At 74.5% G+C, this 16,832-nt stretch carries 15 protein-coding genes and 2 pseudogenes; 9 read left to right on the top strand and 8 right to left on the bottom strand.

Annotated features, from left to right (window positions below; all coding sequences use genetic code 11):
• The 6 genes from ACFP3V_RS05600 to ACFP3V_RS05575 form a co-directional block, all read left to right on the top strand.
• Positions 1-963, top strand: a 963-nt coding sequence (locus ACFP3V_RS05600) for an FUSC family protein (protein WP_380580360.1), incomplete at its 5' end; no start/stop codon positions are given.
• Positions 960-1,502, top strand: coding sequence for a MarR family winged helix-turn-helix transcriptional regulator (locus ACFP3V_RS05595; RefSeq protein ID WP_380580358.1), 543 nt, complete (start codon positions 960-962; stop codon positions 1,500-1,502). The genes ACFP3V_RS05600 and ACFP3V_RS05595, both read left to right, overlap by 4 nt.
• A gap of 76 nt (positions 1,503-1,578) precedes the next feature.
• A complete protein-coding gene (locus tag ACFP3V_RS05590; protein WP_380580356.1) occupies positions 1,579-2,406 on the top strand; it encodes an aldo/keto reductase in 828 nt (275 codons plus the stop codon).
• 80 nt (positions 2,407-2,486) lie between these two features.
• Entirely contained in the window at positions 2,487-2,876 is a 390-nt protein-coding gene (locus ACFP3V_RS05585; RefSeq protein WP_380580354.1) for a Zn-ribbon domain-containing OB-fold protein, read from the top strand.
• Between the two features lie 126 nt (positions 2,877-3,002).
• Positions 3,003-4,472 (top strand): APC family permease, encoded by a 1,470-nt coding sequence (locus ACFP3V_RS05580; RefSeq protein WP_380580352.1) that lies wholly within the window; start codon positions 3,003-3,005, stop codon positions 4,470-4,472.
• Complete coding sequence (locus ACFP3V_RS05575) at positions 4,469-4,894, top strand: GlcG/HbpS family heme-binding protein (protein ID WP_380580350.1); 426 nt, start codon at positions 4,469-4,471, stop codon at positions 4,892-4,894. The genes ACFP3V_RS05580 and ACFP3V_RS05575 overlap by 4 nt, the downstream gene beginning before the upstream one ends.
• 157 nt (positions 4,895-5,051) lie before the next feature.
• Here ACFP3V_RS05575 and ACFP3V_RS05570 read toward each other — a convergent pair whose 3' ends face one another.
• The 5 genes and pseudogenes from ACFP3V_RS05570 to ACFP3V_RS05550 form a co-directional block, all read right to left on the bottom strand.
• The gene (locus ACFP3V_RS05570; RefSeq protein WP_380580347.1) at positions 5,052-5,504 is read right to left on the bottom strand and encodes a hypothetical protein; all 453 of its coding nucleotides are present in this window, start codon (positions 5,502-5,504) and stop codon (positions 5,052-5,054) included.
• 106 nt (positions 5,505-5,610) lie between these two features.
• On the bottom strand, positions 5,611-6,039 hold the full coding sequence (locus ACFP3V_RS05565) for a MarR family winged helix-turn-helix transcriptional regulator (protein ID WP_380580345.1): 429 nt from the start codon (positions 6,037-6,039) through the stop codon (positions 5,611-5,613).
• A gap of 58 nt (positions 6,040-6,097) precedes the next feature.
• A pseudogene (locus ACFP3V_RS05560) lies at positions 6,098-7,633 on the bottom strand (MDR family MFS transporter); the annotation flags it as partial.
• Positions 7,634-7,715: 82 nt separating this feature from the next.
• Positions 7,716-8,171, bottom strand: coding sequence for a MarR family winged helix-turn-helix transcriptional regulator (locus ACFP3V_RS05555; protein ID WP_380580343.1), 456 nt, complete (start codon positions 8,169-8,171; stop codon positions 7,716-7,718).
• 120 nt (positions 8,172-8,291) lie between these two features.
• Positions 8,292-8,822, bottom strand: a pseudogene (locus ACFP3V_RS05550) (phosphatase PAP2 family protein); the annotation flags it as partial.
• Between the two features lie 384 nt (positions 8,823-9,206).
• Between ACFP3V_RS05550 and ACFP3V_RS05545 the strand changes: the two are divergent.
• Both ACFP3V_RS05545 and aroQ read left to right on the top strand, forming a co-directional pair.
• Positions 9,207-10,334 (top strand): FAD-dependent oxidoreductase, encoded by a 1,128-nt coding sequence (locus ACFP3V_RS05545; RefSeq protein WP_380580341.1) that lies wholly within the window; start codon positions 9,207-9,209, stop codon positions 10,332-10,334.
• On the top strand, positions 10,331-10,786 hold the full coding sequence (gene aroQ, locus ACFP3V_RS05540) for a type II 3-dehydroquinate dehydratase (RefSeq protein WP_380580339.1): 456 nt from the start codon (positions 10,331-10,333) through the stop codon (positions 10,784-10,786). Before ACFP3V_RS05545 ends, aroQ begins: the two co-directional genes overlap by 4 nt.
• A gap of 218 nt (positions 10,787-11,004) precedes the next feature.
• Here aroQ and ACFP3V_RS05535 read toward each other — a convergent pair whose 3' ends face one another.
• Positions 11,005-11,460: a pyridoxamine 5'-phosphate oxidase family protein gene (locus ACFP3V_RS05535; RefSeq protein WP_380580337.1), complete on the bottom strand. Its 456-nt coding sequence runs from the start codon at positions 11,458-11,460 to the stop codon at positions 11,005-11,007.
• Between the two features lie 78 nt (positions 11,461-11,538).
• On the opposite strand from ACFP3V_RS05535, the gene ACFP3V_RS05530 reads away from it, so the two are divergent.
• Complete coding sequence (locus ACFP3V_RS05530) at positions 11,539-13,899, top strand: HelD family protein (RefSeq protein ID WP_380580335.1); 2,361 nt, start codon at positions 11,539-11,541, stop codon at positions 13,897-13,899.
• Between the two features lie 191 nt (positions 13,900-14,090).
• On the opposite strand, the gene ACFP3V_RS05525 is transcribed toward ACFP3V_RS05530, so the two are convergent.
• Entirely contained in the window at positions 14,091-15,134 is a 1,044-nt protein-coding gene (locus ACFP3V_RS05525) for a rod shape-determining protein (RefSeq protein WP_380580333.1), read from the bottom strand.
• A gap of 119 nt (positions 15,135-15,253) precedes the next feature.
• Positions 15,254-16,633 carry a MocR-like pyridoxine biosynthesis transcription factor PdxR gene (gene pdxR, locus ACFP3V_RS05520; RefSeq protein ID WP_380580331.1) on the bottom strand — a complete coding sequence of 460 codons (1,380 nt, stop codon included), beginning with the start codon at positions 16,631-16,633 and terminating at the stop codon, positions 15,254-15,256.
• Between the last annotated feature and the right edge of the window lie 199 nt (positions 16,634-16,832).

Below are 16,832 nucleotides of genomic sequence, written 5' to 3'. Positions count from 1 at the left end.
GCCGCCGGGCGCCAGGACGGCACCCGGCGTGCGCTCGCCGCGCTCCTCGCCGGGGCCGAGCACACCCTCGGCCTGCTCGGGCCCGACCCGGACCCCGACGCCGCCGCCCGGCTGCGCGACTGGGAGCAGGCGGTCCGCCGACGCGCCGCACTGCCCGTGCCCGCACGCGCGGTTCCGCTCGCCGTGACCCGCCCGGCCCCCTGGTCGCGGCGGCTCCCCGCCCTCGGCCCGCTGGCCGCGCGGACGTTCCTCGGCTGCCTGCTGGCCGGCCTGGCGGCCCACGCCCTGGGCGTCGGCCGACCGGCCTGGGCCCTGGTCACCGCCGCCTCGCTGTACCAGGCCAACCTCAGCCTCACCTGGTCGCGTGCGCTGCAGCGCACGCTCGGCAACCTGCTCGGGGTGCTGGTCTTCGCGGCCGTGGCGCCCACCCTGCTGCGGACGCCGCTGCTGCTCGTCCTCGCCCTGCTCGCCTGCGGCTTCGGGGCGGAGGCGCTGATCACCCGCAACTACTGGCTGGGCACGGTCTGCGTGACGCCCATGGCGCTGCTGCTCACCGAGTTCGGCTCGGCCGCCCCGACCTCCGTTCTGGTGGCCGACCGCGCGCTGGACACCCTGGTCGGCGCGGTCGTGGGCATGCTGGCCGCCCTCGCGGTCGCCAACCGCCGTGCCGTGGACCGGATCGGACGGGCCGTCAGCGCCGTGCACACCGCCCGCGTGCACACCGAGGCGGCACTGGCCGCCAGCAGCGCGGAACTGACGCACCGTCGGGGACGCCAGCTGAGCGCCGCGCTCGTGGAACTGCGCACCGCCGCCGACACCGCCGCCGGCGAGTGGCGGGCCGGGGTGCTGCCGGAACAGGAGGTGCGTCAGGCGGAGGCGGCCGGACACCGTACGCTCGCGGCGGCGGTGCGCAGCCACGGCGTCCGCCTTCCCGAACCGGTCCAGGAGGCGCAGGCAGCATGACGGCGGCGAGCAGTGGTCCCCGTGGCGGCGGCAGGACGCCGGACGACACCGTCGCGTCGGTGGTCCGCCAGTGGCAGGCGGTCCACCCGGGGCTGGACACCGCGCCGATGGAGATCATCGGCCGGATCAACCGCTGCGCCGCCCTGTTCCAGCTGGCCGAGCACGCCCCGCTGCGCCGGGCCGGGCTGACCCGGCCGGAGTTCGACCTGCTGGGCACGCTGCGCCGCACCAGCCACGAGCTGACGCCGGGCGAGCTGGCCCGGGAGACCTTCTCCTCGGGCGCGGCGGTCACCAAGCGGCTCAAGCTGCTGCAGGAGCGCGGCCTGGTCTCCCGCCGCGCGGACGCCCGGGACCGGCGCGTCGCCCACCTCGCCCTCACCGACGCCGGGCGGGAGTTGGTGGACGCGCTGCTGCCCGAGCAGCTGGCCTACGAGTCCGAGGTGCTGGCCGGCCTCGGGCCGGGGACGGCCGACCGGCTCGGCGCGGACCTGGCCGTGCTGCTCACCCGGCTGGAGGGCGTCCTCGGCAAGGTCGGCTGAGCCCCGGCACGTCGGGATGCCCGGGTGGCCCCGGTCCGGCAGCATGTTGCGTGTCTCGAACCAGGGAGGTTGCGCTGTGACTCGTCTCGTGCCGGAAGTCACCCTGAACAACGGCGTCAAGATGCCCCAACTGGGGCTGGGCGTGTTCCAGGTCCCCAACGACACCGCGGCGGACATCGTCGCCCGGGCGCTCGAGGTGGGCTACCGCGCCGTGGACACGGCGGCCGCCTACCGCAACGAGAAGGGCACCGGTCAGGCCATCGCGGCCTCCGGCATCCCCCGGGAGAAGCTGTTCGTCACCACCAAGCTCTGGAACGACAACCAGGGCTACGACAGCACCATGCGGGCCTTCGACACCTCACTGGCCCAGCTCGGCCTGGAGTACGTCGACCTCTACCTGATCCACTGGCCGTGCCCGAAGCAGGACAAGTACCTGGACACCTGGAAGGCGTTCGAGCGCATCTACGCCGACGGGCGGGCCCGGGCCATCGGCGTGTCCAACTTCGAGATCGCCCATCTCGAACGTCTGGCCGAGGCCTCCGAGATCACCCCGGCCGTCAACCAGATCGAACTGCACCCGCGCCTGCCGCAGCGGGAGCTGTCCGGCTACCTCGACGGACAGGGCATCGCCTGCGAGGCGTGGAGCCCACTTGGCCAGGGCACGGTGCTGGACGACCCGGTGCTCAAGACGATCGCGGAGAAGCACGGGAAGACCCCCGCCCAGGTGGTGCTGCGCTGGCACCTGGACGCGGACCGGATCGTCATCCCGAAGACGGTCACCCCGGCCAGGCTCAAGGAGAACCTGGACGTCTTCGACTTCATCCTGGACCGCGACGACCGGGCGGCGATCTCGGCCCTGGGCAGCGGCGACCGGATCGGTCCGAACCCGAACGACTTCGGCTGAGCAGGGCGGACGCGAGGCGACGGAGATCGGCGGCACTGAGTGTCTTTACAGATGGCACTCAGTGCCCTAGCTTCTTTGCCATGCCCCAGACTCTCGTTCGTGACACCGCCGTCGCCGAGCCGCTCTGGTACCAGCGCTGCCGCTGGTGCGGCAATCCGGCCTTCCAGCGGCTGCTCTGCCCGACCTGCGCCTCCACCGACCTGGTCCGCTCCCCCAGCGAGGGCCGCGGCACCGTGCTGCGCGCCACGGTCCAGTTCCGCAACACGCCCGCCGAGCGGGTCGTCGCCCTGGTGGACATGGCCGAGGGCTTCCGCCTCCAGGCCGTCGTCGACGCACCCGTCTACGCGGTCAAGCCGGGGGTCCAGGTCCGCCTGACCGCCGTGACGGGCTCAGAACTCGTCTTCCAGATCGGCGAGTCCGAGCCCGCCGCCCGGCAACTCGCGGTGGCTGACCGGCACTTCACCGCCTGAACGCCGTCCGCGGATCTTCCGCCCGCCCCGCGCCGCGCGAGAACTGACACTGTGTAAGTTCTGCCGTCGGCCTGCTGACAGCACACCAGTTCTTCTGGCGCGCTCCTGCGGCCAGGCTGTCGCGCCATGAGCGACACTCCTGCATCCGACGCGTCCGCTGCGTCCGCCGCGTCCGGCACCTCCGGTCTCAAGAAGGGCGCCATCGGCCTCGGCGGCGCGGTGGTCATGTCCGCCGCGCTGATGGGTCCGGCCGTCTCCGTCTACTTCAATCCGCAGCTCGTCGCCGCCCAGGCGGGGGCGGCCACGCCGTTCGTCTTCGTGCTCTCGCTGGTGGCCTCGCTGATCGTGGCCAACGGCATCAAGGAGATGGCCCGCGAACTGCCCAGCGCCGGCGCCTTCTTCACCTACGTCACGCACGGCATCGGCGCCCGGACCGGCTTCGTCACCGGCGGTCTGATGTTCGTCGCCTACGCGCTGCTGGTCCCCGCCGAGCTGGCGCTGATCGGCAGCTACACCCACGACCTGCTGGCGCAGCACGGCGTGCAGGTGCCCTGGGTGGTGGTCTCGCTCGTCGCCGCGGCCCTGATGACGCTGCTGTCGGTGCGCGGCATCGGCGGGTCCATCAAGGTGGCGCTCGTCATGTTCGCCTGCGAGGTCGCGGTGATCCTGGTGGTCAGTTTCGTGATCCTGGGCAAGGGCGGCGCGCACGGCCTCGCCGTCGCGCCGTTCAACCCCGGGGAGTCGCCGAAGGGGCTGAGCGGCATCGCCCTCGGCATGGTCTACGGCGTGCTCTCCTTCATCGGCTTCGAGGCCGCGGCGACCCTGGGCGAGGAGACCCGCGAGCCGCGCCGCAACGTGCCGCGCGGACTGGTGTACTCGCTCGTCCTGGTGGGCGCCATCTACGTCTTCTGCACCTACGCGGAGGGCGTCGGCTTCGGCACCGGTGCCGCGGAGCAGGCCAGGCTGGCCGCCGACGCCGCGCCGTTCACCACGCTGGGGCAGACCTACGCGCCCTGGATGAACCTGCTGATCGGCCTCGCCGGGATCTCCAGCATCTTCGCGGTGACCGTCAACTCCAACAACGGCATCGTCCGGATCCTGTTCGCCATGGGCCGGGAGGGCATGCTGCCCCGGCAACTGGCCCGGGTCAGCCCGAAGTTCGGCACGCCCGTGCTCGCCGTGCTGGTCCAGGCCGCCTTCGCCACCGTGGTCACCGTCGGGATGGGCTACTGGGTCGGGCCGTTCACCACCTACGCCTATCTGGGCGCGGTGCTGACCTTCGGCATCATCCCGGTGTACTGGCTCACCAACATCGCCTGCATGCGCTTCTTCCGGCGGCGGCGGCCCGAGCAGTTCCGGGTGGTGCGGCACGTGGTGCTCCCGGTGGCGTCGATCCTGCTGATGCTGATCCCGGTCTACGGGAGCGTCTGGCCGGTCCCGGCCGCGCCCTACGACTGGTTCCCCTACGCGGTCCTCGGCTATGTCGCCGTGCTCGCCGCGACGGCCTGGGCGCTCGGCCGCGCCCGCCCCGAGCTGCTGAGCCGGGCCGGCGGCGTGCTGGCCGGTGTCGAGGAGAACACGGAGGCGGCGGTATGAGGCTGACGCAGGCTCAGCAGTTGTGCGCGGCGGCCCTGTCGGCAGCCGCCGAGGACGGGCTGCTGGTGTCGGCCGCGGTGGTGGACGCGGGGGGCAACCTGGTCGCCTTCGCCCGCATGGACGGCGCGGAGATCGCGGGCGTGGTGCTCGCCCCGGACAAGGCCTACACCGCCGTGGCCAACAGCGCGCCCACGCACGAACTGGCCGAGGCCGCCGCCCCCGGCGGGCCGCTGTTCGGCCTGCACGCCGCGGCGCAGGGCCGGTTCGTCGTCTTCGGCGGCGGCATCCCGATCCGCGACGCCGCGGGGACGATCGTCGGCGGGATCGGCGTCAGCGGCGCGCCCGATCCGGCGGACGACGTGCGCTGCGCTGAACGCGCGTTGAACGTGGTGCACGGAATCCTCGCAGAAGCCTCACAGTGATCATCTGTCCGACACCGGTGGAGTCGGCCTAGGGTCGCTGGGTGAACTACTGTCCGACCTGCAGGCGCCACCTCAACGGGGCGTTCAGCTGCCCCGGTTGCGGGGCTCCCGCCGTGCCGCTCCCTCCCGAGCAGGAGCCGACGGCGAGGTCTGTGGTCTACGAGCAGGACGCCCCGGCGGGACGCCGGGTCAGCCGCCGGGAGCAGCGCTCCCTGGAGCGGGCCCGGCGCCGGACCGCGATCGCGGCGGGCGCCGGGCTCGCCGCGGCGGGGATCGCGGTGGCGGCCTTCGCCACCACCTCGTCCGACGCCGCCACGCCCGTGGCCGTCCCCACCGTCCAGGTGCCCAGCAGCACCGCGTACGTCCCGAGCGGCGGCGGTGCCACGGCCGACGCCACCGCTTCGCCGTCGGCGCACCACCGGCCCAAGAAGCACTCCGCGAGTCCGTCGGCCTCCGGCTCCGGTTCCGCCTCGGCGTCCGCCTCCGCGACGCGGACCGCGGCGCCCCCGGCCACGACGGCGGCGCCGACCTCGGCCGCACCGACCGCGACGGCCACCAGCCCCAGCGCCTCGCCCACGCGGTCCTCGGCCAGCCCGAGTGCGACGTGCAAGCAGGTGCTGTGGTGGTGCTCGAACTGAGCGGACGTCAGGACCCGGCCGCAGGGCCCGGTTCCGGGGCTCCGTTCCAGTTCAGGGGATCCGGTTCAGGGCCCCGGTTCAGGCGAACTCGTCGTTGAAGCGGGAGAGCAGCCGGGCCAGGGCCCCGAGGTCGGGGTCCGGCCAGGTGGACAGGCGCTCGTGCAGGGTGGCCCGGCGCTCCGCGCGGGCCGCGGCCACCTTGGCCCGCCCGTCGTCCGTCAGCTCCAGCAGGTGGGCCCGGCCGTCCTCGGGGTCCGGTCGACGGGCCACCAGGCCGAGCTGCTCCAGGCAGGCCAACTGCCGCCCGGCGGTGGCCTTTCCGATCCGGAAGTAGGCGGCCAGCTCGCTCGGACGGCACGGCCCCGCCTCGTCCAGGCGGACCAGCAGGCCGTAGCCGCTGGGCTCCAGACCCGGGGACACCGACTCGGCCAGCTCGTTGGCCAGCGCACGGCCGCGGCGGAACAGCACGCCGAGCTGGTACTCGATCTCGTCGATCGCCTCGCTCACCGTGCCGCTCCGCCTTCCGTGCGCGCCTGCCGCCGCGTCAACTCCTGGCGCCGACTGTACCGTCCGCGGTCTCGCTCCCTGCCTCGGCGGCCGCCGCGGCGCTGGGGGCCGCCGTGCTGGTGCGCAGCGGGACCTCCTTGATGAAGACGATCGCGACCGTCGCCAGCAGGGCGAACGGCGCCGCCCACAGGAACACGTCCGCGATGCCGTGGCCGAACGCGTCCTCGACGACGGACCGGACCGGGGCCGGCAGGGCGGACAGCTTGGGCAGTCCGCCGCCGGTGGCGCCGCCGTGGATGCCGAGCCGGGCCAGCCCGGCCGCCGTGTAGTCGGTGACCTTGGTGCTCATCACCGCGCCGAGCGCGGAGACGCCGACCGCGCCGCCGAGCGTCCTCATGAAGGCGACGACCGCGCTGGCCGCGCCCATCTCCTCGGCACGGACCTGGTTCTGCACCGACAGCACCAGGTTCTGCATGGTCATACCGAGGCCGGCGCCGATCAGGAACATGTAGAGCGCGAGCAGCCAGTAGTCGCTGTGGGCGCGGACGGTGCCCATCAGCGCGACGCCGACGACGGTCAGCGCGGCCCCGGCGAGCAGGATGCCCTTCCAGCGGCCGGTCCTGGTGATGACCCGGCCGGAGATCATGGAGACGGCGGCCAGGCCGATGATCATCGGCAGCGTCATGATGCCGGCCATGGTCGGCGAGTTGTCCCGGGCCAGCTGGAAGTACTGGCTGAGGAAGGTGGTGCCGGAGTACATCGCCACGCCGACCAGCAACGAGGCCGCGACGGCCAGCGAGATGGTGCGGTTGCGGAACAGGCGCAGCGGGATGATCGGCTCCGCCGCCCGCGACTCGACCAGCAGGAACAGCGCGCCCAGCACCAGCGAGCCGCCGACCATGACCGCCGTCTGCCAGGACAGCCAGTCGTACTTGTCGCCCGCGAAGGAGACCCAGACCAGCAGCAGCGACGCGGCGGCGGCGACCAGGGTGGCGCCCGGCCAGTCGACCTTGACCTCGCGCTTGACCACCGGCAGGTGCAGCGTCTTCTGCAGCACGACCAGGGCGATGACGGCGAACGGGATGCCGACGTAGAAGCACCAGCGCCAGCCGAGCCAGGAGGTGTCCACGATCGCCCCGCCGATCAGCGGACCGCCGATGGTGCCGAGCGCGAACACGCCGCCCATGTAGCCGGAGTAACGGCCCCGCTCCCGCGGCGGCACGATGGTGGCCAGGATGGTCTGGGTCAGCGCGGTCAGCCCGCCCGCGCCCAGACCCTGCACGGCACGGGCCGCGATCAGCGTCCCGGCGTTGTGCGAGAGGCCGGCGACGATCGAGCCCGCCACATAGATGACGAGGCCGAGTTGGATCAGCAGCTTCTTGCTGGCGAGGTCGGCGAGCTTGCCCCAGATCGGGGTGGACACCGTCATCGCGAGCAGCGTCGCCGTGATCACCCAGGTGTAGGCGGTCTGACTGGCGTGCAGGTCCGCGATGATGGTGGGCAGCGCGTTCGACACGATCGTGGACGACAGGATCGCCACGAACAGGCCCAGCAGCAGGCCGGTCAGCGCCTCCAGGATCTGACGATGGCTCATCGGCTCGCCCGCCACGGCGGGTTGGCGCCCCGTGTGCTTCGACAAGGTGGACTTCTCTCTCTGTTGCTCAGGCCCGGCCGGGTCACACCTGCGTGACGTGACCCCGGCCGAGCTGGGACTGGAAGCTGTGATGGAGGCGACCCAGCAGGTCCGACAGAAGGGCGACGTCCTCGTCGCTCCACTCCTGCAGCACCGGCTCGACCGCCTCCGCGGCTCTGACCAGCGCCTGGTCCAGGCGCTCCACGCCCGCGGGCGTGACGGCGACCAGGCAGGACCGGCGGTCCTCCGGATGCGGACGGCGCTCGACCAGCCCGTCCTCGGTGAGCTCCGCCACGATGCGGCTCACCACGGACAGGTCGAGGTCGGCCTCGTCGGCGAGGTCGCGCAGCCGGGACGGCCCGGTCCGCCGCAGTACCGCCAGCAGCGACACCCCAGACCGGCGCCCGCCGTCCGGCAGGTCCCGCTTCACCCGGCGCATCAGCGCCTTGATGGCGCCGAGGTTGGTGACGAGGGCGATGGCCAGCTCGGGACGCGCCATGGGGGACCTGCCTTATTGATTGCCTGAGGCAACTATACATGATTGATTGCCGAAGGCAACTATCTCCGCAGAGCGCCGGTGGGCCGGGCCCTCCGGGCCTCAGACCCGGACGCGGTGCGCCAGCGGCGCCACGGCGAGCGCCGCCCCGGCGCCCAGGGCGCACCCGGCCAGGACGTCGCCGGGGTAGTGGACGCCCACGTAGACACGGGAGAAGGCCACGGACACGGCGAGCGGCGCGACCGCCAGGCCCAGCAGTGGCGACTCCAAGGCCACCCCGACGGCGAAGGCGGCGGCACTGGCACTGTGCCCGGAGGGGAAGGAGGTGGTGGTCGGCTGGCTGCCCAACCGCCGGACGGCGGGCACCCAGTCGAGCACCGGCCTCGCCCGGCGCACCGAGTACTTGGCCGCGGTGTTCGCGGTGAGGGAGGCGAGGCCCAGCGCCTCCAGGCCCCGGAGCGCGGCGCGCCGGCCCGTGCTGCCCCCGGCGCCGGCGAGCAGGGCCGCTGTCGCGAGCCAGAGCGCGCCGTGGTTCGCACTGCGGGTCAGCCGGGGCAGCACCCGCTCCGCGAGGGGCCAGTGGTTGCTCGCGACGAAGTGGAACACACGCGCGTCGGCCCGGCCGGCGGCGTCGAGCAGGGGGTGTCGTGCCATGCCCCCCTTCTTACCGCCCCCAGCTCCCCCACGCCCGCCCGCCACCCCCAGGAGGCGAAGGCCCGTAGGGGGCGCGAGGATCCCCCACCCTCCCCCAGACTTCGGGCGGGAGGTGCCCCCACCGTGACCAGCCCACCACCCACGGAGGTTCGATCCTGATTGCAGGTCGGACCTCCCCGAGTGGTGGGCTGGTCGCGGTGGGGGACACGGTGGGGGATCTCCCGCCGTGGGGGCACCCCCGGCCGAAGGCCGGGGGAGGGTGGGATCCTCGCGCCCCTGGCGGGGCGGCGGGCGTCCTGGGCCCCCGGGGCCGTCGGTGGTTGGCAAAGTCCGCCGGGGTCGTGACCATGGGAAGCCAGCAGACCCGCCCCCGGGAGCCGCAGGATGACCGACACCGAACTGGCCGTCGTCGGAGCCGGCCTGATGGGCGCCGCCACGGCCTGGGCCGCGACCCGCCGCGGACGGTCCGTCACCGTGCTGGAGCAGTACCCCTTCGGCCACGACCGGGGCAGCTCGCACGGCAGCGCCCGGATCGTCCGGCGCGCCTATCCCGACCCGCTGTACGTCCGGCTCACCGGCCGGGCCATGCGGCTGTGGCGGGAGCTGGAGTTCGACTCCGGCCGCACCCTGGTACGGCTGACCGGCGGCCTCGACCACGGCCTCGGGCGCGACCCGGCGGGCATCGCCGCCGTGCTGCGGCAGGCGCGCGTGCTGCACGAGCTGCTGCCCGCCACCGAGGCCGAACGCCGCTGGCCGGGCATGCGCTTCACCGGCCCCGTGCTGTTCCACCCCGAGGCGGGCACCGTCGACGCCGACGCCGCCGTCGCCGCGTTCCTGCGCACGGCGGCCAAGCGCGGCGCGGAACTGCGACCGGAGACCGCCGTGGTGGCCCTGGAGCCGAAGGAGGACCGGGTGGTGCTGCGCACCGCCGAGGGAGAACTGACGGCCCGTCGGGCGGTGGTGGCGGCCGGCGCCTGGGCCGCCCCGCTGCTGGGCGGGCTGGTCGAACTCCCCCGGCTGACGGTGACTCAGCAGCAGGTCTTCCACTTCCCCCGCCACGATCCGCACGCCTCACCGTGGCCGGTGACGATCCATCAGGACGCGCTCTCCGTCTACAGCCTCCCCGGCGGCCGGGACGGCGGCCCGCACGACGCCCGCAAGATCGCCGAACACGACCGCGGCCGCCCCACCACGGCACGCGACCGGGACGGCATCGTCGACCCGGCGTCCCGCGAGCGGATCACCCGCTATGTCGCGGAGTGGCTGCCCGGCCTCGACCCGAGGCCGTTCAACGAGGCCACCTGCCTGTACACCACGACGCCGACCGAGGACTTCGTGCTGGACCGGCTCGGACCGCTGGTCGTGTGCTCGCCGTGTTCAGGGCACGGTGCCAAGTTCGCCGCGCTGATCGGCGAGTTGGCGACGGACCTGGCCACCGACGCGGGCCGCCCCGAGCCCCGGTTCACACTGGCCGCCCACCTCGGACGCGCGGACGATAGCCTGCGGTCATGACCGCGCGCGCTCTCGTCCTCAACGGCCCCAACCTGAACCTGCTCGGCACCCGCGAGCCCGACGTCTACGGCGCGCAGACGCTCGACGACGTCGCGGCGCTGTGCCGGAAGACCGGCGAGGAACTGGGCCTGGACGTGGACTTCCGCCAGTCCAACCACGAGGGCGTCCTGATCGACTGGATCCAGGAGGCGGGCACGGCGCAGGCCTCCGGCGAGCTGATCGGCGCGGTCTTCAACCCGGGCGCGTACACGCACACGTCGGTCGCGCTCCAGGACGCGATCAAGGGGGTCGGGCTGCGGGTCATCGAACTGCACATCTCCAACGTGCACACCCGGGAGGCGTTCCGGCACCGGTCCTTCATCTCCCCGGTGGCCGCGGGCATCGTCGTCGGCTTCGGCACCCAGGGCTACGCCCTGGCCCTCCGCGGCCTCCGCGACCTGGCGGAGCGGTAAGCCCCGCCAGGGGCGCGGGGGTACCCCCGGCCCGAGGCTGGGGGAGGAACGGCGCGAGCAACACACCACCCAGGGAGGTCCGACCCGCACATGAGGCCGGACCTCCGCGAATGGTGGGCTGGTCGCGGTGGGGGCACCTCCAACCGTGGGGGCACCCCCGGCCGAAGGCTGGAGGGAGGGTGGGGGATCCCCGCACCCCTTGAAGGCGCCTCCGCTGCCTACAGGGCTTCGGGCCATTCGACCTTGTGGCCGAAGGCCACGCCGTTGTCGATGAGGCGCAGCCACTCCGGTCGCAGTTGCCACAGGTCCGCCCGCGCCAGCGCCGCTGACAGGGCGTCGTCCGCCGCGAACGGGAAGCGCGCGACGTAGACGCGCCACGCCGCCGCCCGTTCGTCCTCGTCCCCCAGCCGCCGGACCCGGCCGCGTCCCTGCAATCCCCTGATGGTGCGCCAGTCCTGGCCCTCCGCCTGCGCCGTGAACGCGACCGTCGCGCCGTCCAGTGCCCGCCCGTGACGCGTGGACTGAGAGCTCAGGAAGAGCAGCCGCTCCTCCCCCTCGTCCCAGGCGTAGAACACCGCGCACGCCTGCGGCGCGCCGTCCTCCGGGTCCGCGTACGCCAGGGTCACGGTGGTCCACTCGTGGGCCAGCGCAGCGCCCACCGGTTCGGGAATCATGTGCCGATTCTCGCGTAACGCTCCGCCGCCTCCGTGCGATGGTCCCCCCGTCCCCCGCCCCCGGAGCCTGGAGCACCCTTGTCCTCTGCGCACGAACTCGCCCGTGAACAGCGCCACCTCGACCTGCTCCACCGCCAGGTGGACCTCCGCCGCGCCCAGGCCGACGCCGAGCTGCGCGGGACGCTGCGGCAGAGTTCGCCGACGCCGCAGGCCCGGGTGGAGCGCGGGGTGACCGCGCAGCGGCTCTCGACGCAGATCGCCCGGTACGACGCGGCCGAACACGGCCTCTGCTTCGGCCGGCTCGACCTGGCCGACGGCACCCGCCGCTACCTGGGCCGGATCGGGCTGCCCGCCGAGGACCGGGAGGGCGAGCCGCTGCTCGTCGACTGGCGCGCCCCCGCCGCCCGGGCGTTCTACACCGCCACTGCGGGCGCGCCGCAGCAGGTGCGGCTCCGGCGGCACCTGCACACCCGGGGCCGCCGGGTGGTCCGCCTCGACGACGAACTGCTGGACGGCGTCTCCGGCGCCCCCGGCGACGTCGAACTGACCGGAGAGGCCGCTCTGCTGACGGCCCTTCAGGCCGGTCGCACCGGCCGGATGCGGGACATCGTCGCGACGCTGCAGGCGGAGCAGGACCGGATCATCCGCTCCTCCCGCACCGGCGTGCTGGTCGTCCAGGGCGGCCCGGGCACCGGGAAGACGGTCGTCGCGCTGCACCGCGCGGCCTACCTGCTCTACACCCACCCTCGGCTGGTCGAGCGGGGCGTCCTGGTGGTCGGCCCGAACCCGGTGTTCCTCAGCTACATCGGCCAGGTGCTCCCCGGGCTGGGTGAGACCAGCGTGCTGCTGGCGACGGTCGGCGAGCTGTTCCCCGGGGTGGTCGCGACCGCGACCGAGGAGCCGGCCGCGGCGGCGGTCAAGGGACGGCACACGATGGCCGACGTGCTGGCGCAGGCCGTGCGGGACCGGCAGGCGCCGGTGACCGGGCCGGTGGACCTGGACGTGGCCGCGGTCTGGGTGCGGCTGCCGGCCTCGTTCCTGGAGCAGGCGGCGGAGCGGGCCCGCGGGTCGCTGCTCCCTCACAACCTGGCGCGGCCGCTGTTCGTCCAGGACGTGGTGGCCGAGGCCGCACGTCAACTCGCCGCCGCGCGCGGCCAGTTGGAGCGGGAGCTGGAGGAGGAGCTCGCGCGGCAGGTGGACCTCGCGGCGCTGGACCGTTCCGCCGCGGCCGACCTCGCGCGCCTCTTCGGCTCCGACGCCGCCGAGTCCGAGGACGAGGCGGCAGCCGAGGTGACGTCGGCGGAGGAGTTCTGGCGCCGGGTTCTCCCCCAGGAGCCGGCGCTGCGACGGCTCCTGGACCGGCTCTGGCCCCTGCTCACCCCGCAGCGACTGCTCGCGGACCTGTACGCCGATCCGTCCCGACTGGCCTCCGCCGCACCGCAGTTGACGGCGACCGAGCGCCGCGCGCTGCGCCGTCCGGCCGGCGCTCCGTGGACCCCCGCGGACGTCCCGCTGCTGGACGAGGCCGCCGAACTGCTCGGCCACGACGACAGCGCGCGGCGCGCCCGGGAGGAGCGGCAGCGTGCGGAGGAGGTCGCCTACGCGCAGGGGGTCCTGGACATCGCCCAACTCGGCGCCGGGGACGAGGAACTGGCGGCGGCGGACGTCATCGACGCGGAGCGGCTGGCCGACCGCCACGGGGAGGCGGACCTGCGCACGGTCGCGGAGCGGGCGGCGGCGGACCGCAGCTGGGTGTTCGGCCACGTGGTGGTGGACGAGGCACAGGAGCTGTCCCCGATGGCGTGGCGGCTGCTGGTGCGGCGCTGCCCGACGCGCTCGTTCACGGTGGTCGGCGACGTGGCCCAGACGAGCGAGGCGGCCGGGGCTTCCTCCTGGAACGAGGCGCTCACGCCCTTCTTCGGGGACCGGTGGCGGCTGGAGCAGCTGACCGTCAACTACCGCACGCCCGCGGAGATCGTCCGGGCCTCGGAGCGGGTCCTGGCGGAGATCCATCCCGACCTGGCCGCACCGCGCCCGGTCCGGGAGGGCGCTCCCGCGCCGTGGCGGGCGGAGGCCCCGGCGGCCGAGCTGCCCGGCCGGGCGGCGACGGCGGCGCGGGAGGAGCTGTCGGCGGTCCCGGACGGGCGGGTGGCGGTGATCGCCGCGCCCGAGGTGCTGCCGGCGCTGGCGGCGGAGCTGCCGGAGGCGTCCTGGGGCGACGCGCCCGATCTGGAGCGCCGGCTGGTGCTGTTGACGGCGCGTCAGGCGAAGGGCCTGGAGTTCGACTCGGTGGTGCTGCTGCCGCACGGCATCGACGCGCTGGGTGACCTGTACGTGGCGCTGACCCGGTCCACCCAGCGGTTGTGCCTGCTCCACCCGGCCCCGGTGCCGCACCTGCTCGCGGACATTCCGCTGCGGGTGCTCGACGCGCAGCGGTGACACATCATCCCCGGGAGGTCCGACTTGTCGACCGGGTCGGACCCCCCGGGGATGATGGGCGGTCGCTTGCGGGCGCCTCCCGGCGTGAGGGACGTCCCGGCCGAACGCTGGTGGTCGGGTGGAGGATCGACCCCACGCCGCCCCTGCCTGGGGCGCCGGCCCCGGGGCGGCGCCTCCTGCGGCGCGGGGGGTTACGCCGGGACGCGGGTCTGCGGGACCGGGCGGTGGATCGCCGGCCTGGGGGCGCGGGCGAGGCGCGCGGCGCCCTCCGCCGCCGCGGAGCCCGGGTCGTCGGAGAGGTGGACGGGAAGCCCCAGGGCCTGGCTGGCCCGGCCCACCAGGCCGGACAGCTGCGCACCCCGCCCGGTCAGCACGATGCCGCGGTCCCGCAGGTCCTCGCACAGTTCGGGCGGCGACGACGCCACCGCGTGGGCCATCGCGTCCACCACGCCGCGCAGGGGCTTCTCCATGGCCGCGTGCAGCTCCGCGATCGGCACGCGCTGACTCTCCGGGAGTCCGTTGCGCATGCCCCGCCCGGCGACCAGCACCTCCTCCTGGACCCGCGCGTCCGGTGTCGGGGCGACACCGACGCGCATCTTGAGCAGCTCCGCCGCCGCCCGGCTCAGCTGCAACTCCCTTCCGTGGCGCAGGTATTCGACCAACGCCAGCTCGAAGGCCGAGCCGCCGGAGCGGACCAGCTCGGCGGTCACGATCTCACCGAGCACCAGCACTGCCGTCCGGGTGCTGTCCACGCCGATGTCGGCGACCATGCTGCCGCGCGGCTCGCTCGCCGGCAGCCCGGTGCCGACGGAGGCGGCCCAGGCGGCGTCGACGTAGCGGACGTCCCGGGCGCCCGACTGCCAGCAGGTCTCCGCCAGCGCGCGCCGGGTGACGTCGGTGGCCTCCTGCGGGATGCAGACCGCGATCCGCGGCCGGGCGAGCCGCCCCGCAGCGCCGGACTCGCGCAGCACCCGGGCCAGCAGCCAGCGCGCGGTGTCGAAGTCGGCGACCTCCCCGGCCCGGACCGGCTCGACGGTGACCACGCCGGGCGGCGTGCGCCCGTGCATGCCCAGCGCGGCGTCCCCGTACGCGACGACCCGCTCGTGCCGGGTGTCGACGACGACGGTGTTGGCGACGTCCACGATGATGCCCTTGCCGGGGGCGAAGACCCGGAGCCGGCTGCTGCCGAAGTCGACACCGAGGTCGGGACCGATCGGGTTGAGGCGACGCAGCATGGTGGAACCCCCTCGTGCAGGTACGGGCAGGGACTACGCGTCCCCGCCATCCTGACCCGCCCCTCTGCCGCCCACGACGTGGCAGACCCACAGGGGTGACGCCCGGAACCGACGGTCCGTCAGAGCCGCGCGGCCAGTGCCCGCACGCCTGCCCGGAGGACCGGCTCGCGCAGGTGCGCGTAACCGAGGACGTAGCGCAGCCGGAGCGACGGAGCGCCCTTGCTGATCGCGTACTCGTCCAGGTGCCGCAGCCGGACGCCGGCCTCGGCGGCGGCGCGCTCCAGGCGGGCACGCGGGCCGGCCGCCGCCGGGAACTCGGCGATGACGTGCAGGCCGGCCGCGATGCCGGAGACCCGCAGGCCCGGGAAGGCCGCCGTCAGCTCGGCGACCAGGACGTCCCGGCGGGCACGGTAGGCCCGCTGGCAGAGCCGGAGTTGGCGGTCCAGCCGCCCCCCGGCGGCGAAGGCGGCGAGCGCCGCCTGGTCCGGGACGCTCGTGCCGAGGTCGGCCGTCCGCTTGGCCTCGACCAGTTCCTCCAGCAGCGCGGGCGGCGGCACGACCCAGCCGAGCCGGAGGGCCGGGGCCAGCAGCTTGCTCACCGAGCCGGTGTAGGCGACCTGGTCCGGGGCGAGTCCCTGTAGCGCCCCGACCGGGGCGCGGTCGTAGCGGAACTCACCGTCGTAGTCGTCCTCGACGACAAGTCCGCCGCAGGAGCGTGCCCAGTCCAGCAGCTCGCTCCGGCGCGCGGCGGAGAGCACGACGCCATGCGGGAACTGGTGCGCCGGAGTGACGACCACGGCCCGGACGCCGGTCGCGCGCAGCGCGGCGACGTCCACGCCCTCGCCGTCGACCGGCACGCCGACCGTCTTGAGTCCGGCCGCCGCGAACAGCGGCGCCTGCGGCGGACTGCCGGGATCCTCCACGGCGATGCGGCGGTGGCCGCGGGCGTGCAGGACCCGCGCGAGGAGGGTCAGCGCCTGCGAGACCCCCGCGCAGACGACGATCCCGTCCGGGTGGACGGCGACGCCGCGCCTGCGCGCCAGCAGCCGGGCGAGTTCCTCGCGCAGGCGAGGCAGGCCGCGCGGGTCGGGGTAGTCGAGTGCGGCGTCCGGCAGTTGGGCCAGCGCCTGGCGCTGCGCGGCGGACCAGGCGGCCCGTGGGAAGAGGGAGAGGTCGGGCAGGCCGGGGCGGAAGTCCGTGGGCGGCGGCCCGGAGTGCGGCCGCGGCGGCGGGGCGGGCGGTGGAACGGTGACGGCCCCGGGCAGCTCCGCGACCCAGGTGCCCGCCCCCTGACGGGCGGTCAGATAGCCCTCGGCGAGCAGTTGTCCGTAGACCTCGGTCACCACGCCCCGCGACAGCCGCAGGTCCGCCGCCAGCTCCCGGCTGGGCGGCAGCCGCGTCCCAGCGGGCAGCGTGCCGTCCCGTACCGCTGCGCGCAGCGCGGCGGCGAGCGCCCGCGCCCGCGACCGCGGACCCGTCCCGGTGACGGTCAGCAGCAACTCCCAAGCCGGTGACGGGGCCTGGTCTTCCGCGCCGCGCCGCCCCCGCCCGGACGCCGATGCTCCACCCCCGTCCCCGGCCCGCTCCCGCGCCCCCTGACCACCCCTCAGCAACGGCCCCGCCGCCCCAGCCCCGGCAACCGTCGCACTGTCACCCACCCCCGCAGCCGCCGCAGGCTCCACGGACCGCCCCCGCCCG

Source organism: Streptacidiphilus monticola (assembly GCF_042658505.1).
GTDB classification, from domain to species: Bacteria; Actinomycetota; Actinomycetes; order Streptomycetales; family Streptomycetaceae; genus Streptacidiphilus; species Streptacidiphilus monticola.
This window is presented reverse-complemented; position numbering and strand designations above follow the sequence as displayed.